This is a genomic window from Parapedobacter luteus, assembly GCF_900168055.1.
Taxonomy (GTDB): Bacteria; Bacteroidota; Bacteroidia; order Sphingobacteriales; family Sphingobacteriaceae; genus Parapedobacter; species Parapedobacter luteus.
In genome coordinates, this window is sequence record NZ_FUYS01000001.1 from 228,758 (window position 1) to 255,354 (window position 26,597).

Genomic DNA, 26,597 nt, shown 5'->3' on the forward strand with positions numbered 1-26,597 from the left:
AGAAGCTGTCAATATCCTAATCGTTACTCAATTTTATGACTTTGTAAAGATTGGCTTACATTGCAGGGGCTGACTGGTAGTTTTTTGCCAAATCGCTTATTTTTGGTTTGACACGTAAACGCATGTCCGGCCTCTACCTAATCGGAGCATAAGCTGAGATTATTGTTTCACCTTATCATATCTTACTTATGAAATCGCTACAACACTTCTTGCACCGTTTTGTCTGCTGTATGTTCGTTGCCGGTACTTTACTGAGCTGTAAACGGAATATTCCCGTTCCTTTGCCCTCTCCAGAAACGTTACATACCGTCACCTTTAGATTAACCGGTTTTGAAGCTGATGTCGTGCCCATGCGGGGGGCGGCGGCACGTCTGGCTTTTGGCGATCTACGCGCGCGTGGGTTGGCGCTGCGGAATATCGAACCCGGTATAGAGCCGCAGTATTTATACTATTGGTCTTTTAACAATGAAACGTTGGAACCGGATATCGCGATAGACGGGGCGGGAGCAGGGATTGCATTTGATGGGGCCGGGGCGTTGGATTTTGGGAGCGGCTTTGCGCTGGCCCCCTTTGAGGCAGGGCAGGCCTGGAGCATCCGCGGTCCGCAAATGGCTGAAATAAGCTTGCCGCTATATGGTGTTGAATCGCTGACTGTCTTTGCCTTTGACATCAGTAGTTCTAATACAGGGCCAAAGGATTTTATACTTACCTATTCCATAGACGGAGGAACCAGCTATGAAACGCTTAGTCCGACCAACCAATTCGAAAATATGGGAGCCCAGGTTCGCAATTCCTATTCGTTTGATTTGGGCACCTTGTCGGATTTTACCGGCGTACTGAAAATTAGGATGGAGTTTCTGCCGGGCGACCGTGAAGGTGCAGGCAATTACAATGAAAATACCGGGGTGGTGAAACTCGACAACATCCGTATTGCTGGCGTGTACAACGGTGAGCCTGTTGGCAATCCTTCGTTACCGGATATCCTGCATTATTTCATATTCGATGCTGACAATGGCGGTATAGCCAAACAGCAGCGGCTATCATTGGGCGAATTGCAAGGCGATGGTATGGTGGAGGTGATGTTGGCCGGAGGTACTTATGATATCGTGTTCCTGGCCTATCGGTCTAATGATGGAATACTGTTGCCCGACGAACTTGCGGATGCCAATGCGTTTTATTTTGGCCAGCACTTTACAGACGATCAAGCCATTACTTATGCTTCGCTTGTCAATAGGGTTGAGGTAACCGATGCCGATGAAGAGGCAACGGTGACACTGGGTAGGTGCTATAGCCTGGTGGAATTCGACTTTACGGATAGGGTACGTGACCTGCTTACGGTAAAAAAAATAGCCGTAACACGGCTGCATGATAATTACCTGTATACGCCGTTCGGTGCGCCGATAGCCTTGCCGATTACCGACGCGCACACCATGGTGTTCGATGGGTTTACGGATGCGGAAGATTATCGGATTGCTTTTCATCAATTTTTGGGAATGCCCACCGACACTCGCCATGTGCGTTATGAAGTGACGGCATACGATGAGGATGACGAATTGTTGAACAAGTTCAGCGTGGATGAGCATATTCTGAACAGTGTCCAATTGAAATTCAGTGGTCGATTGCTGGGGACGTTGGGCAGTATCAACGGATTTAACGTGGAACTTGATACGGAATGGCACGATAGGGTGGAAAGCAAGTTTTGATTAAAACGCTTCACTCAAGGATAGGTAGAATCCGCCCTGGCGTTTTTCTCCCGGGCGCTGTTCGCCCACGCCGTATTCTAATCGGACGCTGCTGTTGTGTTCCAAATCAAAAAAGTAGCGCAGCCCTCCACCATAGGACGGGATAAACCGGGCATTTTTAAGGCCGTCATGGTATGTGGAACCCGTGCCTGCGAAGGCAGCAACACCGACACGCGGATGGAAGCGGTAACGTAGCTCGCCTTGTGCGGCAAGTAAACTGCGGTCCCGGTAACGGCCCAGGTAATAGCCACGCATCATCATATCGCCACCTAATTCCCGGTATACGTAAAAGGGTACTCGTGGGCCCAAGGTAGTCTCAAAGTGGCTGTTTAGCCCCAGTGTAAGCTGGTTAGTCAATGGAAAGAAAGCTCGTAGATCGATATCCACCGTGCTTCCTTTGAAATGGTGGCCACCGCCGATACCGGGCGAATAGGCATACTTCGCGCGTGCATAATAGCCTTTAGTGGTGTATGTGTTCCTATTGCGTGTGTCAAACAGCTGGGAGACGCCGATGAGGAGATGCTGCCCGCCCGTTTGGCCATAGGGCGGCGTCCGATCAAATATTCCATCTTCCTCTTTGTCAAAAAAAGTCAGATGCTCGTAAGCCAAGTTGAGTCCTGCGTAATAGTTGGGGGCCAACTTGCGCTCGCCCTCCAGCCGTATCCTTACCATACGTTGGGTTAAAACGTCTTGATTTTGTTCTAACGTCTGGTTGCCCAGCCCGTAAAAGTTGAAAGGGAAGTTGCGGAAACGTAATTCACTGGTGTAATGGTACAGATTGTCTGTCGTCCAGATATCTGACTCCAACTTAAGGTTGGTTTGCCGCTCGGTAGTGAATGTGCCAATAAATGTGAGATTGGAAGTACGGATTGCGTGGTCTGCCTTGTTTACATAAAAATTATAAACCCCCGCCAGACCAAATTCCAAGCCGGTTTCCTGGGCATATCCCAACGCGGGGACGACGATAAAGCCGGCTGACCGCGTGCTGTCTTTTTCGGGGGAAATAAACCGTTTCACCAGGGGATGCTCCCCAAGTCCCCTTCTTTCCTGTGCAAGGGCAGGCACGATGGCACACCCCAAACATAGGCCGATCAAATAGCGTAGAACAAATCTTATAATCATTTTGCGGAGCGAAGATAAGGATAAGAAGCGGAAATTGATGCGATATCACGCACGCCGGCAGGGGGATATCAGATTTTTGTAAATAATTTTTGTATTAAAACAAGTTTGTATATCTTTGCAGTCCCTAAGGAAAAGGGGTGTTTTTCAACGTTTATATTTAGTAACTAAACTAAGCGAGGCACGCCGAGTAGGGTAAAGAGGGAAAGTGGATTTCCTACGTTTTTTGAAGGTTTTTGCCTCCTTAGCTCAGCTGGTAGAGCAACTGACTTGTAATCAGTAGGTCGCTGGTTCGATCCCGGCAGGGGGCTCAAAGTTGGGGGGATTCCAGAGCGGTCAAATGGGACGGACTGTAAATCCGTTGCTTCGGCTTCGAAGGTTCGAATCCTTCTCCCCCCACCATAATAAGCGGAAGTAGCTCAATTGGTAGAGCGATAGCCTTCCAAGCTATAGGTTGCGGGTTCGAGACCCGTCTTCCGCTCGTAATGTGTTAACGAATGCTCTGTCAAACCATTAAAACGGTGAATTGGCGGGGATTTGGATTGTAAACACAAAAAGCCGATGTAGCTCAGCGGTAGAGCACTTCCTTGGTAAGGAAGAGGTCATGGGTTCAAGTCCCATCATTGGCTCGTAAGAGTAACTATATTCATACATAAAATTTTAAATTACTAATTCGCATAACAATGGCAAAAGAGAAATTTGACCGCAGTAAGCCGCACTTAAACATTGGTACGATCGGTCACGTTGACCACGGTAAGACGACTACTACCGCCGCGATCACAAAAGTACTAGCAGATAAAGGACTTTCTGAAGCCCGTTCTTTTGATTCGATCGACTCTGCTCCTGAAGAAAAAGAGCGCGGTATTACCATTAATACAGCACACGTTGAATATCAAACAGCCAACCGTCACTATGCACACGTTGACTGTCCGGGTCACGCTGACTATGTGAAAAACATGGTTACTGGTGCTGCGCAAATGGACGGTGCGATTATCGTAGTTGCTGCAACTGACGGTCCGATGCCACAAACTCGCGAGCACATCCTGTTGGCTCGTCAGGTAGGTGTACCTGCGTTGGTTGTATTCATGAACAAGGTGGACTTGGTGGATGACCCGGAATTGTTGGATTTGGTGGAAATGGAAATCCGTGAGTTGTTATCGTTCTACGAATATCCAGGTGACGATATTCCGGTAATCCGTGGTTCTGCTTTGGGAGGTTTGAATGGCGAGCCTCAGTGGGTAGACAAGATCATGGAATTGATGGACGCTGTAGACAACTACATCCCGATTCCTCCGCGGTTGACCGATCTGCCGTTCTTGATGCCAATCGAAGACGTATTCTCTATCACAGGCCGTGGTACAGTAGCAACCGGCCGTATTGAGCGTGGTGTGATCAATACCGGTGACCCTGTGGAAATCCTGGGTATGGGTGCTGAGAACCTGAAATCAACGGTTACAGGTGTGGAAATGTTCCGCAAGATTTTGGATTACGGCGAAGCTGGCGATAACGTAGGCTTGTTGCTGCGTGGTATCGAAAAAACCGATATCCGTCGGGGTATGGTTATCTGCAAACCCGGTTCTGTTACGCCTCACACGGAGTTCAAGGCTGAGGTTTACGTACTGTCAAAAGCAGAGGGTGGCCGTCATACGCCGTTCTTTAACAAATATCGTCCGCAGTTCTATTTCCGTACCACTGACGTGACCGGAGAGATTGCGCTTCCTGACGGCGTTGAAATGGTTATGCCTGGTGATAACGTGACCATCACCGTGAAATTGATCAACGCCATCGCGATGGAAAAAGGTCTCCGTTTCGCTATCCGTGAGGGTGGTCGGACCGTAGGCGCCGGACAGGTGACTGAAATTATTAAGTAATTAAGTCCCTTTGGAATTTAATGTTCCACCGATTAGCTAATCAGTATATGTGCTGATTAGCTAATCGTGTCTAAAAAATATAAACGGGCATAGTTCAATGGTAGAATAGAGGTCTCCAAAACCTTTGATCTGGGTTCGAATCCTGGTGCCCGTGCTAACTCTTAACAGGACATGGCAAACGTACTTGAATTTATAAAAGACTCTTATACAGAGATGAGCCAAAAGGTCACTTGGCCCACTTGGTCACAGCTGCAAAGTTCTGCCGTGGTGGTGTTGGTAGCCTCGATTATCATTGCATTGGTCATCTTTGCGATGGATAAAGCGTCGAGCAACGTGTTGGAGTTGTTCTATAATATTGGGTCTTAATTGTTGGGGAAGAAGAAATGGCAGATCAAGGACTGAAATGGTATGTTGTACGGGCCGTAAGTGGTAAGGAAAAGAAAGTAAAACAATATATCGAAGCCGAAATAAATCGTCTCGGTATCAATCACCTTGTACCTCAGGTGTTGATCCCAATGGAGAAATATTATCAAATGCGCGACGGAAAGAAGGTCGCTAAAGAGCGTAATTTCTATCCCGGCTATGTGTTGTTAGAAGCAGCGTTGGATGGCGAGCTGGAACATGTGATTAAGAATATCAACAGCGTTGTCGGCTTTTTGGGCGATAAAGACGGTACCCCTATCCCGTTGCGTCCAGCGGAGATCAATCGTATTTTGGGAAAAGTAGACGAGATGTCAGAGCAGGGCGAACTGATGAGCGTACCGTTCTACGTTGGCGAATTGGTCAAAGTGAATGATGGTCCATTCAACGGATTTACTGGCGAAATTGAAGAGGTAAACGAAGAAAAGAAAAAGCTGAAGGTAATGGTAAAAGTCTTTGGCCGGAAGACACCGTTGGAATTAAATTATATACAAGTAGAAAAAGAATAACAGAGCCGATAGGTTTATTTTTTTTCATTAAATATTGTAATAAAGATTTTTTTCGTACCTTTGCACTCCATTTTGGGGTGCAAAGGCAATTTAGCGCTTGGCGCTTCAAAATCTAAATGTTACGTTAAATGCTTCCAACTTACTAACAAACATTTATTAATTAAATCAACATCGTTAAAATGGCAAAAGAAGTCAGTGCGTTAGTAAAATTACAAGTGAAGGGTGGCGCTGCGAATCCATCACCTCCGGTAGGTCCCGCATTGGGTGCCAAAGGGGTGAATATCATGGAGTTCTGCAAGCAATTCAATGCACGTACGCAGGATAAGCCCGGTAAAGTACTGCCCGTTGTCATTACGGTGTACAGCGACAAATCGTTCGATTTTATCATTAAAACCCCTCCTGTTGCTATTCAGCTTATTGAAGCTTCCGGCTTGAAAGGCGGGTCTGGCGAACCGAACCGTAAAAAGGTCGGATCGGTTACCTGGGAACAGGTGGAAGCCATTGCCAAAGATAAGATGCCTGATTTGAATGCGTTTACACTGGAGTCTGCCATGAAAATGGTAGCAGGGACGGCACGCAGTATGGGAATTACCGTGAATGGTAATGCGCCCTGGAACAATTAATTAACGAAATCAGTTTTAAGAAAGTGGCAAGATTAACAAAAAATCAAAAAGCGGCACTATCCAAAATTGAAGTTGGTAAAGCGTATTCTTTGCAAGAGGCGGCTGCCTTGGTCAAGGATGTCACTACGACCAAATTTGATGCTTCGGTGGATATTGATGTACGCCTCGGCGTGGATCCCCGTAAAGCAAATCAAATGGTACGTGGTATCGCCACATTGCCACATGGTACGGGTAAGACCGTCCGTGTATTGGTGCTTTGTACGCCTGATAAGGAAGAAGAAGCAAAAGCTGCCGGAGCAGACTATGTGGGATTGGACGACTATATCAGCAAAATCGAAGGCGGATGGACCGACATTGATATCATCATTACTATGCCCAGCGTCATGGCGAAGGTAGGTAAGCTTGGCCGTATCCTCGGTCCTCGCAACCTGATGCCTAACCCTAAGACGGGTACCGTAACAACCGACATCGGTAAGGCGGTTGCTGACGTGAAGGCGGGTAAAATTGATTTCAAGGTAGATAAAACAGGAATTATTCACACATCTATTGGCAAGGTTTCTTTTCCACCGGAAAAGATTTATGAAAATGCCCTGGAAGTGTTGCAAACAATTTCCAAGTTGAAGCCTTCGGCGGCAAAAGGGACGTATTTCAAGAGTATTTACCTCTCCTCTACGATGAGCCCCGGTATTCAAGTAGAAACTAAATCAGTAGCAGGAATTTAATCATGAAAAGAGAAGAAAAACAAGAGATTGTTAAGGCTTTAGCTGAGCAGATTAAATCTTACGGCAATTTTTATATTACCGATACTGCTGATTTGACCGTGGCCACCGTAAATGGTATCCGCCGGAAATGCTATGATAAAGGCATTACCATGCAAGTGGTAAAAAACACGTTGATTAAGAAAGCCCTCATCGAGGCGGGAGTGGATGCCGAAGAGTTATTCGGTGTGCTGAAAGGGTCATCAACAATGTTGTTTTCTGAGACGGGTAACGCACCGGCTAAGCTGATCAAAGAGCTCCGGAAGGAGGGCGATAAGCCCGTATTAAAGGGTGCTTACATCGATGCCGCGGTATTTATCGGCGATGACCAAATTGATGCGTTGACCAAGCTTAAATCGAAAAACGAGCTTATTGGCGATATCATTGGATTGCTGCAGTCCCCTGCCAAGAACGTGGTTTCTGCTCTTCAATCTGGAGGCAACACGTTGGCCGGGTTGGTTAAAACTTTACAGGAACGAGGAGAATAGGGCAATACTCCCAATCAAAAAGCCCAATGGATTGTTAATAAAAGGTATTAAACAGTAAATTCAAAAATTAAAAATAAAATGGCAGATTTAAAAGCGTTTGCTGAGCAGTTGGTAAACTTAACAGTAAAAGAAGTTAACGAGTTAGCTCAAATCTTGAAGGATGAGTATGGCATCGAGCCAGCTGCTGCGGCAGTTGCTGTTGCTGGTCCTGCTGCAGGTGGTGATGCGCCTGCTGCTGTTGAGGAAAAGACTTCCTTTGACGTCATCTTGAAAGAAGCTGGCGGTCAGAAACTGGCTGTTGTTAAGCTTGTTAAAGATTTGACCGGTCTTGGCTTGAAAGAGGCAAAAGACCTGGTTGATGGCGCACCAAAAGAACTCAAAGCAGGAGTTGCTAAGGACGAAGCTGAAGCTTTGAAAAAGCAACTTGAAGAAGCAGGAGCTGTTGTTGAGATTAAGTAACGCTGATCATACAACGTACCTGAATGGGTTAGACTCTGACGTGTATTTCGTCAGAGTCTATTCCTGTTTATGACTTTTCCTTTATAGTCATATCCACGCTGTACACGGATGCCGCACACGCGGCAAAGAACAGCAAAAAACGCAGTTTAAATAGTTAAACTAAATTCTTATTCCCTTGGCAAACAAAAGTATTCACAGCGAAAGAGTAAATTTTGCAAGCAGTAAAAAGGTAATTGATTACCCTGATTTTCTGGATGTGCAATTGGAATCTTTCAAGGAGTTTTTTCAGCTTGAAACAACTTCAGACAACCGCCACCAGGAAGGGCTATTCAAGGTGTTTTCCGAGAATTTCCCGATCTCTGATTCAAGGAACATTTTTGTACTTGAGTTCTTGGATTATTTTATTGATCCACCACGTTATGGTATTCAGGAATGTATCGAACGTGGATTGACTTATAGTGTCCCGCTCAAGGCAAAGCTACGTCTGTCGTGCAATGACGAGGAACATGAAGATTTCGAGACCATTGTACAGGACGTTTATTTGGGAACCATTCCCTACATGACTCCTAAAGGAACCTTTGTCATCAACGGTGCCGAGCGTGTCATTGTATCGCAGCTGCACCGTTCGCCGGGGGTGTTTTTCGGCCAAAGCCGCCACACCAACGGTACGAAACTGTATTCGGCCCGCGTCATTCCATTTAAGGGGTCGTGGATCGAATTCGCTACAGACGTCAATAACGTGATGTATGCATACATCGATCGTAAAAAGAAATTTCCGGTAACTACACTACTGCGCGCCATTGGCTACGATTCTGACAAGGACATTTTGGAACTGTTCGAGCTGGCTGACGAAGTTAAAGTAAGCAAATCCGGGCTGAAGAAATACGTAGGCCGTAAATTGGCAGCGCGGGTATTGAAGAAGTGGATAGAAGACTTCGTAGACGAAGATACGGGTGAGGTCGTATCCATTGACCGCAACGAAGTAGTGCTGGAGCGCGAAACTATACTGGAAGACGAGCATATTGATTTGATTATCGACGCAGGCGTGAAGTCTATCATCTTGACCAAAGAAGACACCGCAAACGCCGCCGATTATTCCATCATATATAATACCTTACAAAAAGATACGTCAAACTCGGAGAAGGAGGCTGTAGAGCACATTTATCGCCAACTGCGTAATGCCGAACCACCCGATGAAGAAACGGCCCGCGGGATTATTGAACGGCTCTTCTTTTCGGATAAACGGTATGACCTTGGCGACGTAGGCCGCTACCGCATCAACCGTAAGTTGCAATTGGATACTCCCGATGAGATTAAAGTGCTTACTCGTGAGGATATCATTGCTATTGTAAAATATCTCATTAACCTGATCAACTCTAAAGCTGAGGTTGATGATATTGACCACCTGTCTAACCGCCGGGTGCGTACGGTCGGCGAACAATTGTATTCGCAGTTCGGTGTAGGCCTCTCGCGTATGGCACGCACAATCCGTGAGCGGATGAATATCCGGGATAATGAGGTGTTTACTCCGACGGATTTGATCAATGCACGTACGCTGTCGTCGGTCATTAATTCATTCTTTGGTACGAACCAGCTGTCGCAGTTCATGGACCAAACCAATCCGTTGGCTGAGATTACGCATAAGCGTAGGCTGTCTGCGCTCGGCCCTGGTGGACTGTCTCGCGAACGCGCGGGCTTCGAAGTGCGTGACGTGCATTATACGCACTATGGAAGGTTATGTACGATTGAAACGCCAGAAGGACCGAATATTGGTCTGATTTCGTCGCTTTGCGTACACGCCAAAATTAATAACTTAGGTTTCATCGAAACGCCATATCGGCGGGTAGAAGAGGGGCGGGTTGTCGTTGAAGAGCCGGTCATTTACCTTTCGGCTGAAGACGAAGATGGCAAAACCATCGCACAGGCTAATGCCGAATACGATGACAAGGGCAACTTTATTACCCCGAAAGTAAAGGCCAGGTTTGAAGGGGATTTTCCGGTCATTGAACCCGAAAAATTGGACTTGATGGACGTGGCCCCGAACCAGATTACATCTATCGCGGCATCCTTAATCCCATTCCTTGAGCACGATGACGCAAACCGTGCGCTCATGGGCTCTAACATGCAGCGCCAGGCTGTGCCGTTGCTGCGCCCCGAAGCACCCGTCGTGGGTACGGGATTGGAGGGGCGCGTAGCGCGCGACTCGCGTACCTTGATCAATGCGGAGGCTGATGGTGTAGTGGAATATGTCGATGCGAATGAAATCAAGATCCGGTATGAACGGAATGAGGACGAAAGGCTTGTGTCGTTTGACGACGACGTGAAGACCTATAAGTTGATTAAGTTCAAGAAGACAAACCAAAGTACTTGCATTAACTTAAAGCCTATTGTAAAAAAAGGGCAAAAGGTAGAGAAAGGACAAGTGCTTTGTGAAGGCTATGCTACCCAAAATGGCGAGTTGGCATTAGGTCGTAACCTGAAGGTGGCCTTCATGCCATGGCAGGGCTTCAACTTCGAAGATGCTATCGTGATTTCAGAACGCGTGGTCAGCCAGGATATTTTTACCTCCCTTCATATCGAGGAGTTTGAACTGGAAGTACGCGATACAAAGCGCGGTGAAGAGGAGCTGACAGCCGATATTCCAAACGTATCTGAGGAAGCAACGAAAGACCTTGATGAAAACGGTATCATCCGTGTGGGGGCCGAAGTACGTGAAGGTGATATCCTGATTGGTAAGATTACGCCTAAGGGCGAGTCTGACCCCTCTCCGGAAGAAAAACTGCTTCGTGCGATTTTCGGCGATAAGGCCGGAGATGTGAAAGATGCCTCTTTGAAAACCCCTCCGTCTATCAACGGTGTGGTTATTGATACCAAATTGTTCTCCCGTGCCAAGAAAATGGCTAAGGAAGAAGAAAAGAAGGCGCTCGACCAACTGGATGCCCAGCATGCTAAGGCATTGAAGGCGTTAAAAGATAAATTGGTAGACAAGCTGTTTGCCATCGTCAATGGTAAAACCTCGCAGGGTGTCTACAACGTCTATAAAGAACTGTTGGTGCCTAAAGGAGCTAAGTTTACCCAGAAGATTCTGGCGGATTTGGATTACAACAATATCAATCCGGCAGGATGGACTACCGACGACGACAAAAACGAACTGATTAAGCAGGCGCTCCATTTCTATAACATTAAGCTGAATGAAGAGCTCGGTGCCTATAAGCGCGACAAATTTGCTATCAGCGTCGGTGACGAATTGCCTTCGGGCATCGTGCAAATGGCTAAGGTATTCATTGCCAAGAAGCGTAAGCTTAAGGTAGGGGATAAGATGGCCGGCCGCCACGGCAACAAAGGTATCGTTGCGCGCATCGTGCGCGATGAGGATATGCCTTTCTTGGAAGATGGCACACCGGTTGACATCGTGCTGAACCCATTGGGGGTACCTTCACGGATGAACCTTGGCCAAATCTACGAGACCGTGTTGGGGTGGGCCGGACAAAAGTTGGGTGTCAAGTTTGCGACGCCAATTTTCGACGGTGCGTCTACCGAAGAGGTAGAAGAGTGGGTAGCGAAAGCAGGGTTGCCTGCATCCGGCCGTACCTACCTTTACAACGGCTTGACCGGCGAGCGTTTCGACCAGCCGACAACCGTAGGTGTGATTTATATGCTGAAGCTGGGCCATATGGTGGATGACAAGATGCACGCCCGTTCTATCGGACCGTACTCACTCATTACGCAACAGCCGCTTGGTGGTAAGGCGCAATTCGGTGGGCAACGCTTCGGTGAAATGGAGGTGTGGGCATTGGAAGCATTCGGAGCTTCGAACATTCTGCAGGAAATCCTCACGGTCAAGTCTGATGATGTGGTTGGTAGGGCTAAAACATACGAATCCATCGTCAAAGGCAATAATCTACCGACACCGTCTGTGCCCGAGTCCTTTAACGTACTCGTACACGAGCTGCGTGGCTTAGGACTGGATATCACGTTGGATTAATTAAGCATGGCGCTTTAACTTTTAGAAACGAAAGTATGTCTTACAAAAAGGATAATAAAATAAAAAGCAACTTCACCTCGATTACCATTAGTTTGGCCTCTCCAGAGACGATTCTGGAGCGCTCAAGTGGTGAAGTCGTGAAACCGGAAACCATCAACTATCGGACGTATAAGCCGGAGCGTGACGGTTTGTTTTGCGAACGCATTTTCGGCCCGGTAAAGGATTACGAATGCCATTGCGGTAAATACAAGCGCATTCGCTATAAGGGCATCGTTTGTGACCGTTGCGGTGTGGAGGTGACCGAGAAGAAGGTACGTCGTGAGCGTATGGGCCATATCAGCTTGGTGGTGCCTGTAGCGCATATCTGGTATTTCCGCTCATTGCCGAACAAAATTGGCTATTTGTTGGGCCTGCCCACCAAAAAGCTCGATATGATTATCTACTACGAGCGTTATGTGGTTATCCAAGCCGGGGTAAAGGAGGAGGATGGTATCCAGTACATGGATTTCCTTACAGAAGAGGAATACCTCGACATCTTGGATACCCTGCCGAAGGAAAACCAGTTCCTGGATGATACCGATCCGCAGAAGTTCATTGCCAAAATGGGTGCGGAAGCGTTGGAAGAGTTGTTGAAACGGCTGGATCTGGATCAGCTTTCGTATGATTTGCGCCACCAGGCAGCTAATGAAACTTCCCAGCAACGTAAAAATGAGGCGCTAAAACGCCTGCAGGTTGTGGAGGCATTCCGCGGGTCGAGGGATCGGATTGAAAACCGGCCGGAATGGATGATCGTCAAAATTGTACCGATTATTCCGCCTGAGCTGCGTCCGTTGGTGCCGTTGGAAGGTGGGCGTTTTGCTACTTCCGACCTAAACGACTTGTACCGGAGGGTGATTATCCGTAACAATCGGTTGAAGCGTTTGATGGAAATCAAGGCGCCCGAGGTCATTTTGCGTAATGAAAAGCGGATGTTACAGGAAGCTGTGGACTCGCTATTCGACAATTCACGTAAGGTGAACGCTGTCAAGACGGAAGGCAACCGTGCATTGAAATCACTCTCTGATATCCTAAAAGGTAAACAAGGCCGTTTCCGCCAGAACCTGTTGGGTAAGCGGGTAGATTACTCCGCACGTTCGGTCATCGTGGTTGGACCAAACCTGAAGTTGCATGAGTGCGGATTGCCAAAAGACATGGCTGCCGAGCTGTATAAGCCGTTCATCATTCGCAAAATGATAGAGCGTGGTATCGTGAAGACGGTGAAGTCGGCCAAGAAAATCGTTGATCGCAAGGATCCGGTCGTATGGGATATCTTGGAGAACGTATTGAAAGGACACCCCGTATTACTCAACCGGGCACCTACGCTGCACCGCTTGGGTATTCAGGCATTTCAACCGACTTTGGTAGAAGGCAAGGCAATCCAGTTGCACCCGTTGGTGTGTACGGCATTTAACGCCGACTTTGACGGTGACCAGATGGCTGTGCACTTGCCCTTAGGCAATGCTGCCATATTGGAAGCTCAAATCCTTATGCTGGCTTCGCATAATATCCTCAACCCGGCTAATGGCACACCCATTACCGTTCCTTCGCAGGACATGGTACTGGGACTCTATTACATGACCAAAGGCCGTAAGACCGATGAAAGCCGGGTGATGAAAGGGGAAGGCATGACCTTCTATTCTGCTGAGGAAGTCATTATAGCGCTGAATGAAAAGAAAATCGATTTGCATGCCTTTATTAAGGTGAAAACCAAAGTAAGGAGCAAGGATGGCAATATCGAAGAAAGGCTCATCGAGACTACCGTAGGGCGTGTGTTGTTCAATCAGGTCGTTCCCGAGGAAATCGGATACGTCAACGAGCTGTTGACCAAAAAGTCTTTGCGGGATATCATTGGCGAGGTCGTGAAAATTACGGGTATGGCCCGGGCAGCGAAGTTTTTGGATGATATCAAGGAATTAGGATTCCAGATGGCGTTCAAAGGTGGGCTTTCGTTCAACCTACAGGATTTGAACATTCCGGATGCCAAGGCCGATCTGATCGAACAGGCAACGAAAGAAGTGGAGGAGGTGATGAACAATTACAACATGGGCTTCATCACCAACAACGAACGCTATAACCAAATCATCGACATCTGGACACGCATCAACAACCGGTTGACCGCGAATGTGATGGAAATCCTTTCGACAGACAACCAAGGATTCAATTCCGTATACATGATGCTTGATTCGGGCGCCCGTGGTTCGAAAGAGCAAATTCGTCAGCTCTGTGGCATGCGGGGTCTGATGGCCAAACCGCAGAAATCTGGTTCTTCAGGCGGTGAAATCATCGAAAACCCTATCCTCTCCAACTTTAAGGAAGGGTTGTCGGTATTGGAGTACTTTATTTCTACACACGGTGCCCGTAAAGGTCTTGCGGATACCGCGTTGAAGACGGCTGATGCCGGTTATTTGACCCGTCGTCTGCATGACGTAGCCCAAGATATGATTGTGGTGGATGAAGATTGCGGTGGTTTGAGGGGGGTATATACAACAGCGCTGAAAGATAACGAGGATATCATTGAGCCGCTATACGACCGTATTCTTGGCCGGGTTTCCCTACACGATGTGTATGACCCTGTAACTGAAGAATTGCTGGTAGCGGCCGATCAGGATATCGATGAGGAAATCGCCGCTAAGATTGAGGCATCTGCGGTTGAAGGGCTCGAGATTCGTTCGGTATTGACCTGTGAAAGTAAACGGGGTGTGTGTGCACTTTGTTATGGACGCAACTTGGCTACGGGTAAACGGGTGCAGAAAGGTGAGGCAGTGGGCGTGATTGCAGCACAGTCTATCGGTGAGCCTGGAACGCAGCTTACACTCCGTACCTTCCACGTGGGTGGTACCGCGTCAAATATTGCGGCGGAATCTCAAATATTCGCTAAGTTCGATGGCATCATCGAGCTGGAAAATATCCGTTCGGTACCCCACGAAGGGGAAGAAGGACCAGATCAAGTCGTTATCGGGCGTTCCGGTGAGTTTCGGATTGTCGACCCGGAATCGAGAAAAGTGTTGATGACGAACAATATCCCTTACGGTTCTTATCTCTATGTGAATGCTGGCGATAAGGTGACAAAAGGGCAACGTATCTGTTCTTGGGATCCGTACAATGCGGTGATTATTTCCGAATTTGGTGGGAAAGCTGAGTTCGAGTCGATCATTGAAGGGGTAACATTCCGTGAGGAGTCCGACGAACAAACGGGACACCGGGAAAAGGTCATCATTGATACGCGCGACAAGACCAAAAACCCGGCCATCAAAATATTGGATAGCAAAGGCGCGGTTATCCGCACTTACAACATCCCGGTGGGTGCGCACGTCTCTGTCAATGACGGCACCGTGGTAAAAGAGGGTGTTGTATTAGCTAAGATTCCGCGCTCTACCGGTAAGACCCGTGACATTACAGGTGGTCTGCCACGTGTGACGGAACTGTTCGAAGCTCGTAATCCATCCAACCCTGCGGTCGTCACCGAAATAGATGGTGTGGTGACCCTGGGTGGCGTAAAACGGGGTAACCGTGAAATCTCAATTGAGTCACGGGACGGACAGATCAAGAAGTACTTGGTGCCGCTGTCTAAACATATTCTTGTACAGGATAATGACTTCGTGAAAGCGGGTATGCCGTTGTCAGATGGTTCTATCTCGCCTGCCGATATTTTGGCTATTAAAGGCCCGTCGGCCGTGCAGGAGTATTTGGTAAATGGTATCCAGGAAGTTTACCGCCTCCAAGGGGTGAAGATCAATGACAAGCACTTTGAGACCATCGTACACCAAATGATGCAAAAGGTGGAAATTGAAGACCCGGGCGATACCCGTTTCTTGGAAAAAGAGGCGGTCAACAAGTGGGACTTCGTTGAGGAGAATGATGCTATCTATGACAAAAAAGTGGTGGTGGATGCGGGAGATTCCAACGAGTTGAAGCCGGGGCAGATTGTCTCGCTGCGTAAGCTACGGGACGTTAATTCAAGCCTCAAACGGCGTGACCTGAAGCTGGTGGAAGTACGCGACGCCATACCGGCGACTTCAAGCCCGTTACTGCAGGGTATTACCCGCGCGTCATTGGGTACCAAGTCATTCATTTCTGCGGCATCGTTCCAGGAAACTACGAAGGTACTCAACGAGGCTGCCATTGCCGGTAAGCGTGACGACCTCTTGGGTTTGAAAGAGAACGTCATCGTCGGCCACTTGATTCCTTCCGGAACTGGCCTGCGCGATTATGAACGCATTATCGTAGGCTCGCAAGAGGAATATGATCAGCTGCTGGCATCGAAGGAGGAAGATTAATCCGCTGTCGGTGACCCGCGGGGTCAGTAAACGATAAAAAACAATTCAGACCGTCAGGTGTACGCCTGACGGTTTTTTTTTTGGAATTCGGCGCTGCTCGCCAGCTAACACCGTGGTTGACGCTTAGCGCCTTATAGCGCATGTCTCAAACTTATCTCGTATCTTTGCACGACTATGGGTACCCTGTTGGACATTGGAAAGAAACCGTACAATCACTACGGGGCATATTTGCGGGCCAAATACGACGGCAAGCGTGTGTTTAAGATTATTGTGGATGGTAATTTTACTTGTCCGAACCGCGATGGAAGTAAGGGGTACGGTGGCTGTGCTTATTGCAACGTGGATTCGTTTACGCCGGATTCGGCACGTAAACTGCCGACTATCCGTGAACAGGTGGAAGAGGGGATCCAGCGTGCAGTAAACGGTTATGGAGCTGAAAAATTCGTGATTTATTTCCAGCCCAATACCAATACTTACGCACCGGCGCATTACCTTAAATCCTTGTATGATGAGGCCTTGAGCGTAGCACCCGAACATGTGGTAGGGCTTTCGGTGGGTACGCGGCCGGATTGCATAGATTTTGAAAAAGTGGCCCTGCTCGAAAGCTATACCGATCGATATGATGTGGATCTGGAGATGGGCATGGAATCCATCTACGACAGTACGTTAAACCGGATAAACAGAGGGTGCACGCATGAAGAGCTTGAAAAGGCACTCGCCTTGGTACAAAACAGTTCCTTGGATATCTGCGTGCATACCATCTTTGGATTCCCTTGGGAAACCAGGGCGATGATGCTGCGCTATGCGGAAGAAATCAACCGGTTTCCGCAAATCAAGTTTGTGAAACTCCACCACCTCCATATTGTGGAAGGCTCTATTATGGGCGTGCAGTACAAACGCCAGCCTTTTCATGTATTTAGCTTGGAGGAATATACGGATTTCCTCTGTGAGTTTATCCCTTTGCTGCGCCCTGACATTGTGATTCAGCGCCTATTTGGACTGGCCGATCAGGAATTGCTGATAGCGCCAAATTGGGGCTTGGGCAAGTCAGCCATTCAAACCTATATCGATAAAGAGCTGGAGCGTAGGGCGGCTTACCAAGGGAATAAATACAGCATATAGGAGAACGAAAAGAATACTATCCTTCCAGAATTTTAGCGAGGTCAGCAGGCGAATAGTACACGGATTTCAGCGTTTTCCGGTCTGCCGTCCGGTATACCAGGTAATGGCCATCCGCCTCCTCATAAAAACATTCCACACCTTTCTCCGTGTAATGTGCCACCGTATCCTCGGCCTCCTGGACGGTCTTACAAGCTTTACTCATGTTTGATCGCTGTACTTCATCAAAAAGTTGCGCGAACTTGCTGGCTAAGCCAAACTCGAGTACTGCTCCTGACAATACATATTGAAGATCGCATAACGCGTCGGCAATCTCCGTGATGTCGTTGTCCGCGATGGCTTCTTCAAGTTCTTTGAGTTCTTCTGCCAGTAACGCGACCCGCAACCGGCACCGCTGCTCGTCCGGAACAGTAGGCTTGGGTAATACGGGATGCTTAAATGTCTTGTGAAATTCGGCAACGGCCGTCAATGTTTTTGGATCGGTCATGTCTGTAGTCTTCTGTCAAAAGTTGTGGGTTGTCAATCAAATTCGTAAGCAGGCAAGCTGAAAGTCACTTAATAAAGTGCTTGAGTTGGATGATTTCCTTTTCTTCGAGGTAGCGCCAGCGTCCACGGGGTAGATCTTTTTTCGTTAAGTTAGCGTAAACGACCCTGTCCAGCTTAATCACTTCATAACCTAAATGCTCAAAAATACGCCTCACAATGCGGTTTTTTCCACTGTGAATCTGAATGCCTACTTCCCTTTTGCTTCCGCCCTGTACGTAACTTATCGTGTCAGGTTTGACAAAGCCGTCCTCTAATTCGAGGCCAAACGCAATTTTATTAAGGTCACCTTGAGCGAGACTCTTATTGAGTTCGACGTTATAAATCTTGACAACATTGTTGCGCGGGTGCGAAAGCTTTTCGGCAAGGTTACCATCATTCGTCAGCAAAAGCAGCCCGGTGGTGTTACGATCAAGACGGCCAACAGGGTATATCCGTTCTTTGGAAGCCTTGGACACCAGTTGCATCACCGTGCGGCGTTCCTGGGGATCATCCGTTGTGGTGATGTAGTCTTTGGGTTTGTTAAGCAACACGTAAACCATTTTTTCGCGCTTTAGGCGTTCGCCATTATAGCGCACTTCATCTTTGGATGGATCTACTTTGACACCGAGCTCGGTGACAACATGGCCATTTACAGAGACGACACCGGCTTGGATCAGCTCATCTGCTTTACGTCTCGAGCAGATGCCCGAATTGGCGATATACCGGTTTAGCCGGATCAGTCCGTCATCTTCCGGTGTACTTTTGAATGGCTTCGGCGTTGGGTCGGTTCGCTCACGCAATTTTCGCGAAGGATTGTACGGTCTGTTTTCCGTTGAGCGCCTATCTGTGTTATAGGGCGGCTTTTGTCCGTTCCCGTATTTTTTTTCCCGGTCCCGATAATCACTTGACCGTTTGTCGCTGAATCTCTGCTCGTTGTTTGATGTATTTCGACCTGCTGTCGACCCGCCGCCTGCACGAGGCCGTGGCCGATCGCTTGGGTATTTTCTCTCCCGATTTTCTCCAGACCGCTCGTCTGTATATCGTTTGTCGTTGTCTGGTGTGCTTCGGTCGTCGTATTTCCGGCTACGCGTATGGGAAGGGTTCGGGGTTGATTTACCGAAGCGCTTGGATTTGTCGTCACGACTGTTCCTTTTGTTACTAAAGGGCATGATTTTTATATAAAAATGTAGGCTACAAAGATAGGTAAAATTATATGTTTAATCGCCTGTACGCTTGGCTTTTTTATAAGAGCAAGACCTGTCAAAATACGTTAAATTATGTTAAACACCAAGGGGGCTTATGGTAACTGTTTGTGAATTAACAATATAATTTTTACTTTTGTCGCCAGCTTTTTGGATCAAGTAATTCTGTGGTGCGATTATTTTATGCGTCGCTGGATTACAGAAAGGTTATAAATGATAAAAAAACAACTGCTCTGTTGTAGCGCGGTTTTATTACTGGTATTACTTTCTAAGCTATACGCTTATCGCGTAGCGACAAATACCGAGACATCCGCACTACCGCATGACTCCTTATCTCAAGGAGAAATATTGCAAGACGATATCGCTGATATCCGCAACACTCCGTACTTTGCATCATTGAATTTTGCTGATGAAAACCTTCCGTTGGGTGATAAGCAAATCGAGCGTAAAATGATGCGTTACCTTAAAGAGTATTCCTACACAAAACGCCGTTCGCATGTATTGCATCACAAGGCATTGCATGCATTGCCGAAAGTCGCCGCTATCTTACGTCAACATGGGATTCCCGAGGATTTTAAATATATCCCTTTGGTCGAAAGCGGATTGGTGAGCGGTACTACTTCACATCGCGGGGCGTCAGGCTACTGGCAGTTCATGCCCGGTACAGCGCGGGCTTTTGGGCTGCGTGTAGATAGCGAGGTGGACGAGCGGCAGCATATTGAAAAGTCTACCGCGGCCGCAGCAAGGTATATTAAGGCGTTGTATAATGAGTTTAACAGCTGGACGCTGGTCGCTGCGGCTTTCAATATTGGCGAAGGGAACCTCCGAAGGATTATCGACAGGCAACGTGAGGATAATTACTTCAGGTTGAAGCTCAACAGGGAGACGGGCAGTTATGTGTATAAACTGATCTCGGTCAAAGAGATCATCGAAAATCCCGCTGCACACGGCTACAGGAAAAACCACTTGCTAGCCGCTGCAACGAATGAAGAGTCCCAGCAACAGAATAAGCTATAAGGGTTACCCGCAGCCCGGCTATCTGAGATCGACGATTTCCATTCCCGGATAGTCGCTTTGTTTAAATGTAAATTTATTGGCAGGGATGGGGGCGTTGGCCTTGGTGTTTTTGATGGCGTAATGATATTTGATTCCACTCTTGTCAAAAATAGTGGCGTCATGTATCAGGTTGGTTGTCTTATTGATCCGTAGTTTGATTTTGAAATAAGGTGCACTGGTGTCCTCAGGCGAAAGTTCGACTACCTGCAATGGTATATTTCCCGATCGTTCGTCAGGTGCAGAAACATATTTATATCCGCTGTTATAGAACGAAAAGATATTGATTGGAGAGATGGAGCCTCCCGATTGATCGACATCCGTCACCTGGACTTCCTGCTCTTCTTTAAGTACCATCCATTGCGTTTTGCCATCGCTGATAATGTCTTGGCCGGACGTCATAATGTGGTACTTACCTGCAGCGCCCTCCATATATATGGCGCCGGACTCGGTATAGCTGTCCGTTTGTTGGGGTTGCTGTACGGTAAGGGTAAAATATGCCTGAATGGATTTATATCCTTCATATGTTTTGCTTACTTTATTGAGTAAGGTCTTAGCCGCGGCATCGGTCTGTGCGTGGCTTGGTGCGTTAATCATCACCAAGAAAACTAACCACAGACTGGCACGATAAATTGCGCTATTCATTTTCCTAATCTTTCTTTAACCCATCCAAAAACTGTTCCAATGAGTATTCGTCGGGAAAGAGCACTTCCCGGGCCTTGCTGCCTTCAAACGGGCCGACGATACCTGCGGCCTCCAACTGGTCAATAATCCTTCCTGCTCGGTTATAACCGAGTTTCAGCTTGCGCTGAATGAGTGAGGTAGAGCCCTGTTGATGCAACACGACTAAACGGGCCGCATCCTCAAACATTGAGTCGCGGTCTTGCATGTCAAAATCTTCAACGCCACCGTCACCGTCTTCGCCTACATATTCAGGTAGGAGCAAGGCTGACGGATAACCGCGTTGGTTGCCGATATAGTCGGATATTTCTTCCACCTCAGGGGTGTCTACGAAAGCACATTGTATCCGAATGAGGTCACTGCCGGTAGCCAGCAACATATCCCCCCGCCCGATAAGTTGGTCAGCTCCTCCGGAATCGAGGATAGTCCGCGAATCGACTTTGGAGAGCACGCGGAATGCCAATCTGGCAGGGAAGTTGGCTTTTATAGTGCCGGTGATGATGTTTACCGATGGTCGCTGCGTAGCGATTACCAAGTGGATGCCCACAGCACGGGCTAACTGAGCCAGCCGCGCAATGGGGGTTTCTACTTCCTTGCCCGCCGTCATCATGAGGTCGGCAAACTCGTCAATGACGAGCACGATAAATGGCAGGTAGCGATGCCCTTCCTCGGGGTTAAGCCGACGGTTAATAAACTTGGCATTGTACTCCTTGAGGTTGCGCACTTGCGCATTTTTCAACAAGTCATACCGCGCATCCATTTCGATACACAACGAATTAAGCGTGTTGATAACCTTTTTCGTATCGGTGATGATCGCATCTTCCTCGCCGGGGAGTTTAGCAAGGAAATGCCGCTCAATTTTTTTGAATAGCGACAGTTCCACTTTTTTTGGGTCCACCAACACAAACTTAAGTTCGGCAGGGTGCTTTTTGTAAAGCAGCGAAGTGAGGATGGCGTTGATGCCTACTGATTTTCCTTGCCCGGTGGCCCCTGCCACCAATAGGTGAGGCATTTTGGCCAAGTCAGCGATGTACACTTCGTTGGAGATGGTACGGCCCAGCGCAATGGGCAGATCCATATCCGTATGCTGGAATTTTTCGGTAGCCAGCACTGAGCGCATGGAGACCATTTCGGGGTGGCTGTTCGGTACTTCGATGCCAATAGTCCCTTTTCCGGGCATAGGAGCAATGATACGGATGCCCAACGCAGCCAAGCTGAGCGCAATGTCGTCTTCCAGGTTTTTAATCTTGGAGATACGCACGCCCGGTTTGGGAATAATTTCATAAAGCGTGACCGTGGGGCCGATGGTCGCCTTTATTTTTGCTATTTCGATATTGTAGTTGCCTAATGTCTCTACTATCTTATCCTTGTTCGCTTCAAGCTCGTGGTTATTGACCGTAATTTTGCCGGATCCGTAGTCTCGAAGCAGATCAAGGGAGGGGTATTGGTAGCCCGACAGATCCAACTTGGGGTCATACTGGCCTACCCGTTCAACCAGTTCATCAGCGGTATTTGGCTTCTCTTCCTTAATGGCGGAAACTGTCAAAGGGGGCGTTATAAGCTCATTTTTGGGTTTTTCCTGTGGCCGTTCGATAGCAAAATCCAAAGCCGCTTCGGGCTCTTGTGCGGGAGCCTTTGGAGGAACGGTCAGCTGCTGTTGGAGCTTTTCGGAAGTTTCTTGCCGGTCGGGAACAGTTTTTAGCCGGTTTGCGGATGCCTCGTTTGCCGCGGCAGCTTCCTTATGCTTATTGAGGCTGAATTCCACCGGTTCTACCCGGTATTCGGATTCATGGGCATACTTTTCGCCACGTTGGTGGTCGGCCGGATCGCGTTCCTGATCGCCGCCCACAGCTACCCTTCGGCCACTGCTGAATTTAAAATCGAAATTAAAGAAGACGATTAAAATGGTCAATATCGTGAAAAGTAACAATCCAGCCACTCCCGGAGTACCGATTTGGGCTTCAAGCAATCGGTTGCTCCAGAACCCGAATTCGCCTTCAAGGAAATGGGGATAATCGTTGATGAATCCATGGATGAAGCCTAATGTTACCGAGATAAATACCAAAGCGAAAAAAGTATATACTAAAATTTTCCAGGTGGCAATAATCTTTATTCTGAGTAATAGCCTGTATCCAATGACGAACAGAACGGCAATAAAAAGGAAAGAGGCTATCCCGAACCATTTGTAAATGAACTGATGAGCAAGCAACGCACCGAATTTGCCCATCCAGTTTTGCACGACGGGAGGTTCAATGCCAGCAAGGGCAAGCTCTTCCCGGGTTTTAAATAACGTATGCCATCCTCCGTTGGCAGCAGAAACGTAGCTTTGATCCTCTTTCCAAGTAAATAAGTAGGATATGAACGCGATGAGGAAATACACAGACAGTATGAGCAGAAACAAGCCAGCGATCTTTCTCGCTTTACTGCCTAATGCCTGACCATAAAGAATCGTTGATTTTCGCTCATTTTTTTTGCGTAGGGAGGGTTTGCCTTCCGTATCGTGCTGTATATTCTTTCTGAATGAATTCCCTTTTCCAGCCATTTAAAACACGCAATTTGTTTGAGACAAACTTACGGATTTTTTATAGATAATCGATTGCGGCGAATAACGGATAGGATTTCCAATATTTTCGGGCGGGATGTAGCATTCTGCTTGATGCATCCGTTTTCACGACAACAGGCGATAAGGGAGCGCCTTGAGTAAACTGATAGTCGGAATTACACAAAAATTGAATGAGACGATTTGAAAAATTGACGAGCAGCCGATTGTTTCTTTTGGCAGGGTTTGTTGTAACGGTTATGGCAACGTTGTCTGGCTGTCTTAAAGATGATGAGCAGGGCAGCTATCAAATCTCGGCTGTGCGAGCGTTAAATGCGGTGCCCGGGTCGGCATCGCTGGACATTGGATTGAATCAAAATAAACTTAATTACGACAACGCAACTCGCCAGGATGAAGACTTTGCCTTCGGGGATACCTTGGCCTATAAAAATGCTTGGCCGGGAAACCGATGGGTGACGGTCTTTGATCCGGCGGATTATCCCAATGCACAGCCATTGGCTCAGCGGACAGTCAACTTCATTCCGGGACGGTTTTATTCGTTGTACGTGGTAGGATACGAGGATATCGAACTGATGGCGACGATGGATGATCTGTCTGCGCCGGAGGCGGGGAAAGCAAAAATTCGATTTATACATTTGAGTCCGGATGCCCCTTCGCTGGACTTCGGTGTGCAGGGCGCAGACACGTTAATCGCTAATGATAAGGCATTTAAGGAGGTAGAGGAATTTTCCCAAATTGAGGCGGAAGAAACCTATACGTTCTACATCGGCGAGCACAGCAGCGGCAATGTTGTGCATACGTTTGAGTTTACCCCGAAGACGAATATGATCTATACCATATGGGTCAAGGGGTTATTCGAAAGTACAGGCGATGAATCCTTGGATCTGGGACACGGTATTATTGTCCATTAGGACAGCACGTATTTCTCCATAAGTTTAGGTTGATTGAAATCCGTCGATAGGCGGATGCCGCTCCCTCCCCGGGAGCGGTTTTTTTTGCCTATGCATAGCCTATTCGGCGATTAGTAGGTAATAGTTCTTTTTCCCTCGTTGGACAATCAGATAGTTGTCATTGATCAAGTCATCTACACGGAAATCCTGTTCGATATCGGTGATTTTTATCCGATTTATCGACACGCCGCCGCCTTGAATCATTTTGCGGGCTTCCCCTTTTGACGGAAAAACCGAGGAGGCGACGGCCAGAAGATCCAGTACATTGATGCCACTGGCCAATGATTCCCTCGCAATTCGAAACCGAGGTACGCCGTCAAAGATATCCAATAGCGTTGAATGGGGTATTGCTTTCAGAAATTCCAGGGACCCATTGCCAAATAGAAATTCAGAGGTCTTCAATGCAGTTTCATAATCTGACATCGAATGTGTACGGATGGTGATGTCTTTGGCCAGCTCCTTTTGCACAATACGAAGGTGTGGTGCGGCATCATGTTCGGCGATAATGGCCGCGATTTCATCCTTGGATTTTAACGTGAAAATTTTAATCCAGTTTTTTGCGTCTTCGTCACTTGCATTAAGCCAGAACTGGTAGTATTTGTAGGGCGATGTTTTATTGGCATCGAGCCAAACCGCTCCGCTTTCCGTCTTCCCAAATTTATTGCCGTCGGCCTTTTTTATAAGTTGGGTGGTTAGGGCGTAGGCAGTACCGCCATCTTTGCGGCGGATAAGTTCCGTGCCGGTGACGATATTCCCCCATTGATCCGAGCCCCCCATTTGCAGGACGCAGCCATGGTTTTTCCATAAGTAGTAAAAATCATAGCCTTGTATCAGCTGATAAGTGAATTCGGTAAAGGATAACCCGTTTTCTCCTTCGAGTCTTTTCTTGACGGAGTCCTTTGCCATCATGTAATTGACCGTAATATGTTTGCCGACATCGCGGATAAAGTCCAGAAAACGAAAGTCTTTAAACCAGTCATAGTTGTTGACCATGACAGCACTGTGCCGCGAACCCGAGAAATCCAAAAATTTGGCAAGCTGATTCTTTAGGCAGGATATATTGTGGTTTAGGGTTTCTTCGTCCAGCAGGTTGCGCTCTGCTGACTTCCCTGAGGGGTCGCCTACCATACCTGTTGCACCTCCAACCAGCGCTACCGGTTTATGACCTGCCTGCTGAAAATGGATCAAGGTCATGATCTGCGTAAGGTGGCCGACATGCAACGAATCACCCGTGGGATCGAAGCCGATATATCCGGCCGTTTTCTCTTTGAGTAATTGCTCCTCGGTTCCAGGCATAATATCATGTAACATGCCCCGCCAACGTAATTCCTCAACAAAACTCATCGTCTTAACTGTAATAATGCGTAATTAATGATGAGCGCAAAGATAGTAGAATATGCCGGAATTGTCGCTCGAATTCGTTATCTTGGCACAATAAGTGTTCAACATTTCGGAAAGCGGCAGGATGAATTTCCTCTCTCATTATTATTTCGAGCGGTATAGTCATAACCCCGAATTGGTGTTGGGTAGTATACTGCCCGATTTGATCAAAAATGCCGACAGAAACGTCACCATGTGGCCGCAAAGGTACGAAGGTCGCTTTGGTAACAACCCCAAACTGCATAGCATCTACCACGGATGGACACGGCATATGGAAACGGATCGTTATTTTCATAACTCCGCTTTTTTTTATAGTCATACCCATGCGTTGAAAATTTTGCTCACACCGACCGTCAGTGATACGCTGATTAGGCCGTCCTTCTTGTCGCACATTGCCCTTGAGCTGCTGCTCGACCACCTGCTGCTTCGAAATAATTGGGTCCATGAATCGGATTTTTACGCATACTTGGGCGCTATCGACTATGAGATGACCGATCGGTTTCTACGATTATGTGAGATAAAGGATACCGCATTTTTTTTTGTGTATTTCAACAGCTTTATGCACGCTCAATATGTACAGGGTTACTGGGAAATTGAGCAAATCGCCTCGGCCATGATCAATATATGCCGCCGTTTATGGGACGTAGGAATTAACGATGTGCATTTGGAAGGGATAATTGATGTCATTACAGATTATGCAGCGACATTGGATGGAAACTTCCATACCATTTTTGATGAAATCCGGTCTAAACTTACATAGGGCCCGTTTATTTGTAAAATAATCGGATAAAAACTGCCTATCCTAAAATTTTTTCATAAGTTTGGCCGGTTGGCGAT

Annotated in this window: 20 protein-coding genes and 5 tRNA genes; 19 read left to right on the top strand and 6 right to left on the bottom strand. The window is 47.5% G+C overall.

The features are described 5' to 3' along the window. Window positions 1-188: 188 nt before the first annotated feature. On the top strand, window positions 189-1,703 hold the full coding sequence (locus B5X72_RS00970; RefSeq protein ID WP_139378475.1) for a hypothetical protein: 1,515 nt from the start codon (window positions 189-191) through the stop codon (window positions 1,701-1,703). On the opposite strand, the gene B5X72_RS00975 is transcribed toward B5X72_RS00970, so the two are convergent. Then, window positions 1,704-2,864: a BamA/TamA family outer membrane protein gene (locus tag B5X72_RS00975; protein ID WP_079714935.1), complete on the bottom strand. Its 1,161-nt coding sequence runs from the start codon at window positions 2,862-2,864 to the stop codon at window positions 1,704-1,706. Between the two features lie 235 nt (window positions 2,865-3,099). On the opposite strand from B5X72_RS00975, the gene B5X72_RS00980 reads away from it, so the two are divergent. The 15 genes from B5X72_RS00980 to B5X72_RS01050 all read left to right on the top strand — a co-directional run bounded on the left by B5X72_RS00980 (window position 3,100) and on the right by B5X72_RS01050 (window position 17,412). After that, a tRNA-Thr gene (locus B5X72_RS00980) sits at window positions 3,100-3,172 on the top strand. Between the two features lie 7 nt (window positions 3,173-3,179). Continuing rightward, window positions 3,180-3,263, top strand: a tRNA-Tyr gene (locus B5X72_RS00985). A gap of 6 nt (window positions 3,264-3,269) precedes the next feature. Further along, window positions 3,270-3,342: transfer RNA gene (locus B5X72_RS00990), tRNA-Gly, on the top strand. Between the two features lie 76 nt (window positions 3,343-3,418). Further along, window positions 3,419-3,490 (top strand) — tRNA-Thr (locus B5X72_RS00995). A gap of 54 nt (window positions 3,491-3,544) precedes the next feature. Continuing rightward, the gene (gene tuf, locus B5X72_RS01000; RefSeq protein WP_079714936.1) at window positions 3,545-4,732 is read left to right on the top strand and encodes an elongation factor Tu; all 1,188 of its coding nucleotides are present in this window, start codon (window positions 3,545-3,547) and stop codon (window positions 4,730-4,732) included. Between the two features lie 83 nt (window positions 4,733-4,815). Beyond that, a tRNA-Trp gene (locus B5X72_RS01005) sits at window positions 4,816-4,886 on the top strand. A 17-nt stretch (window positions 4,887-4,903) separates the two neighbouring features. After that, a complete protein-coding gene (secE, locus tag B5X72_RS01010) occupies window positions 4,904-5,098 on the top strand; it encodes a preprotein translocase subunit SecE (protein WP_079714937.1) in 195 nt (64 codons plus the stop codon). A 17-nt stretch (window positions 5,099-5,115) separates the two neighbouring features. Then, window positions 5,116-5,661 carry a transcription termination/antitermination protein NusG gene (gene nusG, locus B5X72_RS01015; RefSeq protein WP_079714938.1) on the top strand — a complete coding sequence of 182 codons (546 nt, stop codon included), beginning with the start codon at window positions 5,116-5,118 and terminating at the stop codon, window positions 5,659-5,661. Between the two features lie 179 nt (window positions 5,662-5,840). Beyond that, entirely contained in the window at window positions 5,841-6,284 is a 444-nt protein-coding gene (gene rplK, locus B5X72_RS01020; RefSeq protein ID WP_079714939.1) for a 50S ribosomal protein L11, read from the top strand. A 23-nt stretch (window positions 6,285-6,307) separates the two neighbouring features. Next, window positions 6,308-7,006 carry a 50S ribosomal protein L1 gene (rplA, locus tag B5X72_RS01025; protein ID WP_079714940.1) on the top strand — a complete coding sequence of 233 codons (699 nt, stop codon included), beginning with the start codon at window positions 6,308-6,310 and terminating at the stop codon, window positions 7,004-7,006. 2 nt (window positions 7,007-7,008) lie between these two features. Then, window positions 7,009-7,530 (top strand): 50S ribosomal protein L10, encoded by a 522-nt coding sequence (gene rplJ, locus B5X72_RS01030; RefSeq protein ID WP_079714941.1) that lies wholly within the window; start codon window positions 7,009-7,011, stop codon window positions 7,528-7,530. A gap of 78 nt (window positions 7,531-7,608) precedes the next feature. Continuing rightward, a complete protein-coding gene (gene rplL / locus B5X72_RS01035) occupies window positions 7,609-7,989 on the top strand; it encodes a 50S ribosomal protein L7/L12 (RefSeq protein ID WP_079714942.1) in 381 nt (126 codons plus the stop codon). Between the two features lie 175 nt (window positions 7,990-8,164). Beyond that, the gene (gene rpoB / locus B5X72_RS01040; RefSeq protein ID WP_079714943.1) at window positions 8,165-11,974 is read left to right on the top strand and encodes a DNA-directed RNA polymerase subunit beta; all 3,810 of its coding nucleotides are present in this window, start codon (window positions 8,165-8,167) and stop codon (window positions 11,972-11,974) included. Between the two features lie 35 nt (window positions 11,975-12,009). Then, window positions 12,010-16,290, top strand: coding sequence for a DNA-directed RNA polymerase subunit beta' (gene rpoC / locus B5X72_RS01045; protein ID WP_079714944.1), 4,281 nt, complete (start codon window positions 12,010-12,012; stop codon window positions 16,288-16,290). 174 nt (window positions 16,291-16,464) lie between these two features. Continuing rightward, complete coding sequence (locus B5X72_RS01050; RefSeq protein WP_079714945.1) at window positions 16,465-17,412, top strand: tRNA modification radical SAM protein MnmL/YtqA; 948 nt, start codon at window positions 16,465-16,467, stop codon at window positions 17,410-17,412. 16 nt (window positions 17,413-17,428) lie between these two features. Here the strand turns inward: B5X72_RS01050 and B5X72_RS01055 are convergent, their stop codons facing one another. Continuing rightward, a complete protein-coding gene (locus B5X72_RS01055) occupies window positions 17,429-17,896 on the bottom strand; it encodes a pyrophosphohydrolase domain-containing protein (protein WP_079714946.1) in 468 nt (155 codons plus the stop codon). Window positions 17,897-17,960: 64 nt separating this feature from the next. Beyond that, on the bottom strand, window positions 17,961-19,103 hold the full coding sequence (locus B5X72_RS01060) for a pseudouridine synthase (protein ID WP_079714947.1): 1,143 nt from the start codon (window positions 19,101-19,103) through the stop codon (window positions 17,961-17,963). 246 nt (window positions 19,104-19,349) lie between these two features. Here B5X72_RS01060 and B5X72_RS01065 point away from each other — a divergent pair, with 246 nt between their 5' ends. After that, window positions 19,350-20,153 (top strand): lytic transglycosylase domain-containing protein, encoded by an 804-nt coding sequence (locus B5X72_RS01065; RefSeq protein ID WP_079714948.1) that lies wholly within the window; start codon window positions 19,350-19,352, stop codon window positions 20,151-20,153. A gap of 18 nt (window positions 20,154-20,171) precedes the next feature. Here the strand turns inward: B5X72_RS01065 and B5X72_RS01070 are convergent, their stop codons facing one another. Together B5X72_RS01070 and B5X72_RS01075 are read right to left on the bottom strand one after the other, a co-directional pair. Then, window positions 20,172-20,834: an outer membrane lipoprotein periplasmic chaperone LolA1 gene (locus B5X72_RS01070; RefSeq protein WP_079714949.1), complete on the bottom strand. Its 663-nt coding sequence runs from the start codon at window positions 20,832-20,834 to the stop codon at window positions 20,172-20,174. Window positions 20,835-20,838: 4 nt separating this feature from the next. Then, on the bottom strand, window positions 20,839-23,412 hold the full coding sequence (locus B5X72_RS01075) for an FtsK/SpoIIIE family DNA translocase (protein ID WP_079714950.1): 2,574 nt from the start codon (window positions 23,410-23,412) through the stop codon (window positions 20,839-20,841). A gap of 191 nt (window positions 23,413-23,603) precedes the next feature. Between B5X72_RS01075 and B5X72_RS01080 the strand changes: the two genes are divergently transcribed. Continuing rightward, entirely contained in the window at window positions 23,604-24,341 is a 738-nt protein-coding gene (locus tag B5X72_RS01080; protein ID WP_079714951.1) for a DUF4397 domain-containing protein, read from the top strand. A 99-nt stretch (window positions 24,342-24,440) separates the two neighbouring features. On the opposite strand, the gene tyrS is transcribed toward B5X72_RS01080, so the two are convergent. Beyond that, a complete protein-coding gene (tyrS, locus tag B5X72_RS01085; RefSeq protein WP_079714952.1) occupies window positions 24,441-25,724 on the bottom strand; it encodes a tyrosine--tRNA ligase in 1,284 nt (427 codons plus the stop codon). A gap of 94 nt (window positions 25,725-25,818) precedes the next feature. Between tyrS and B5X72_RS01090 the strand changes: the two genes are divergently transcribed. Beyond that, window positions 25,819-26,520 carry a hypothetical protein gene (locus tag B5X72_RS01090; protein ID WP_079714953.1) on the top strand — a complete coding sequence of 234 codons (702 nt, stop codon included), beginning with the start codon at window positions 25,819-25,821 and terminating at the stop codon, window positions 26,518-26,520. The last annotated feature ends 77 nt before the right edge of the window (window positions 26,521-26,597 follow it).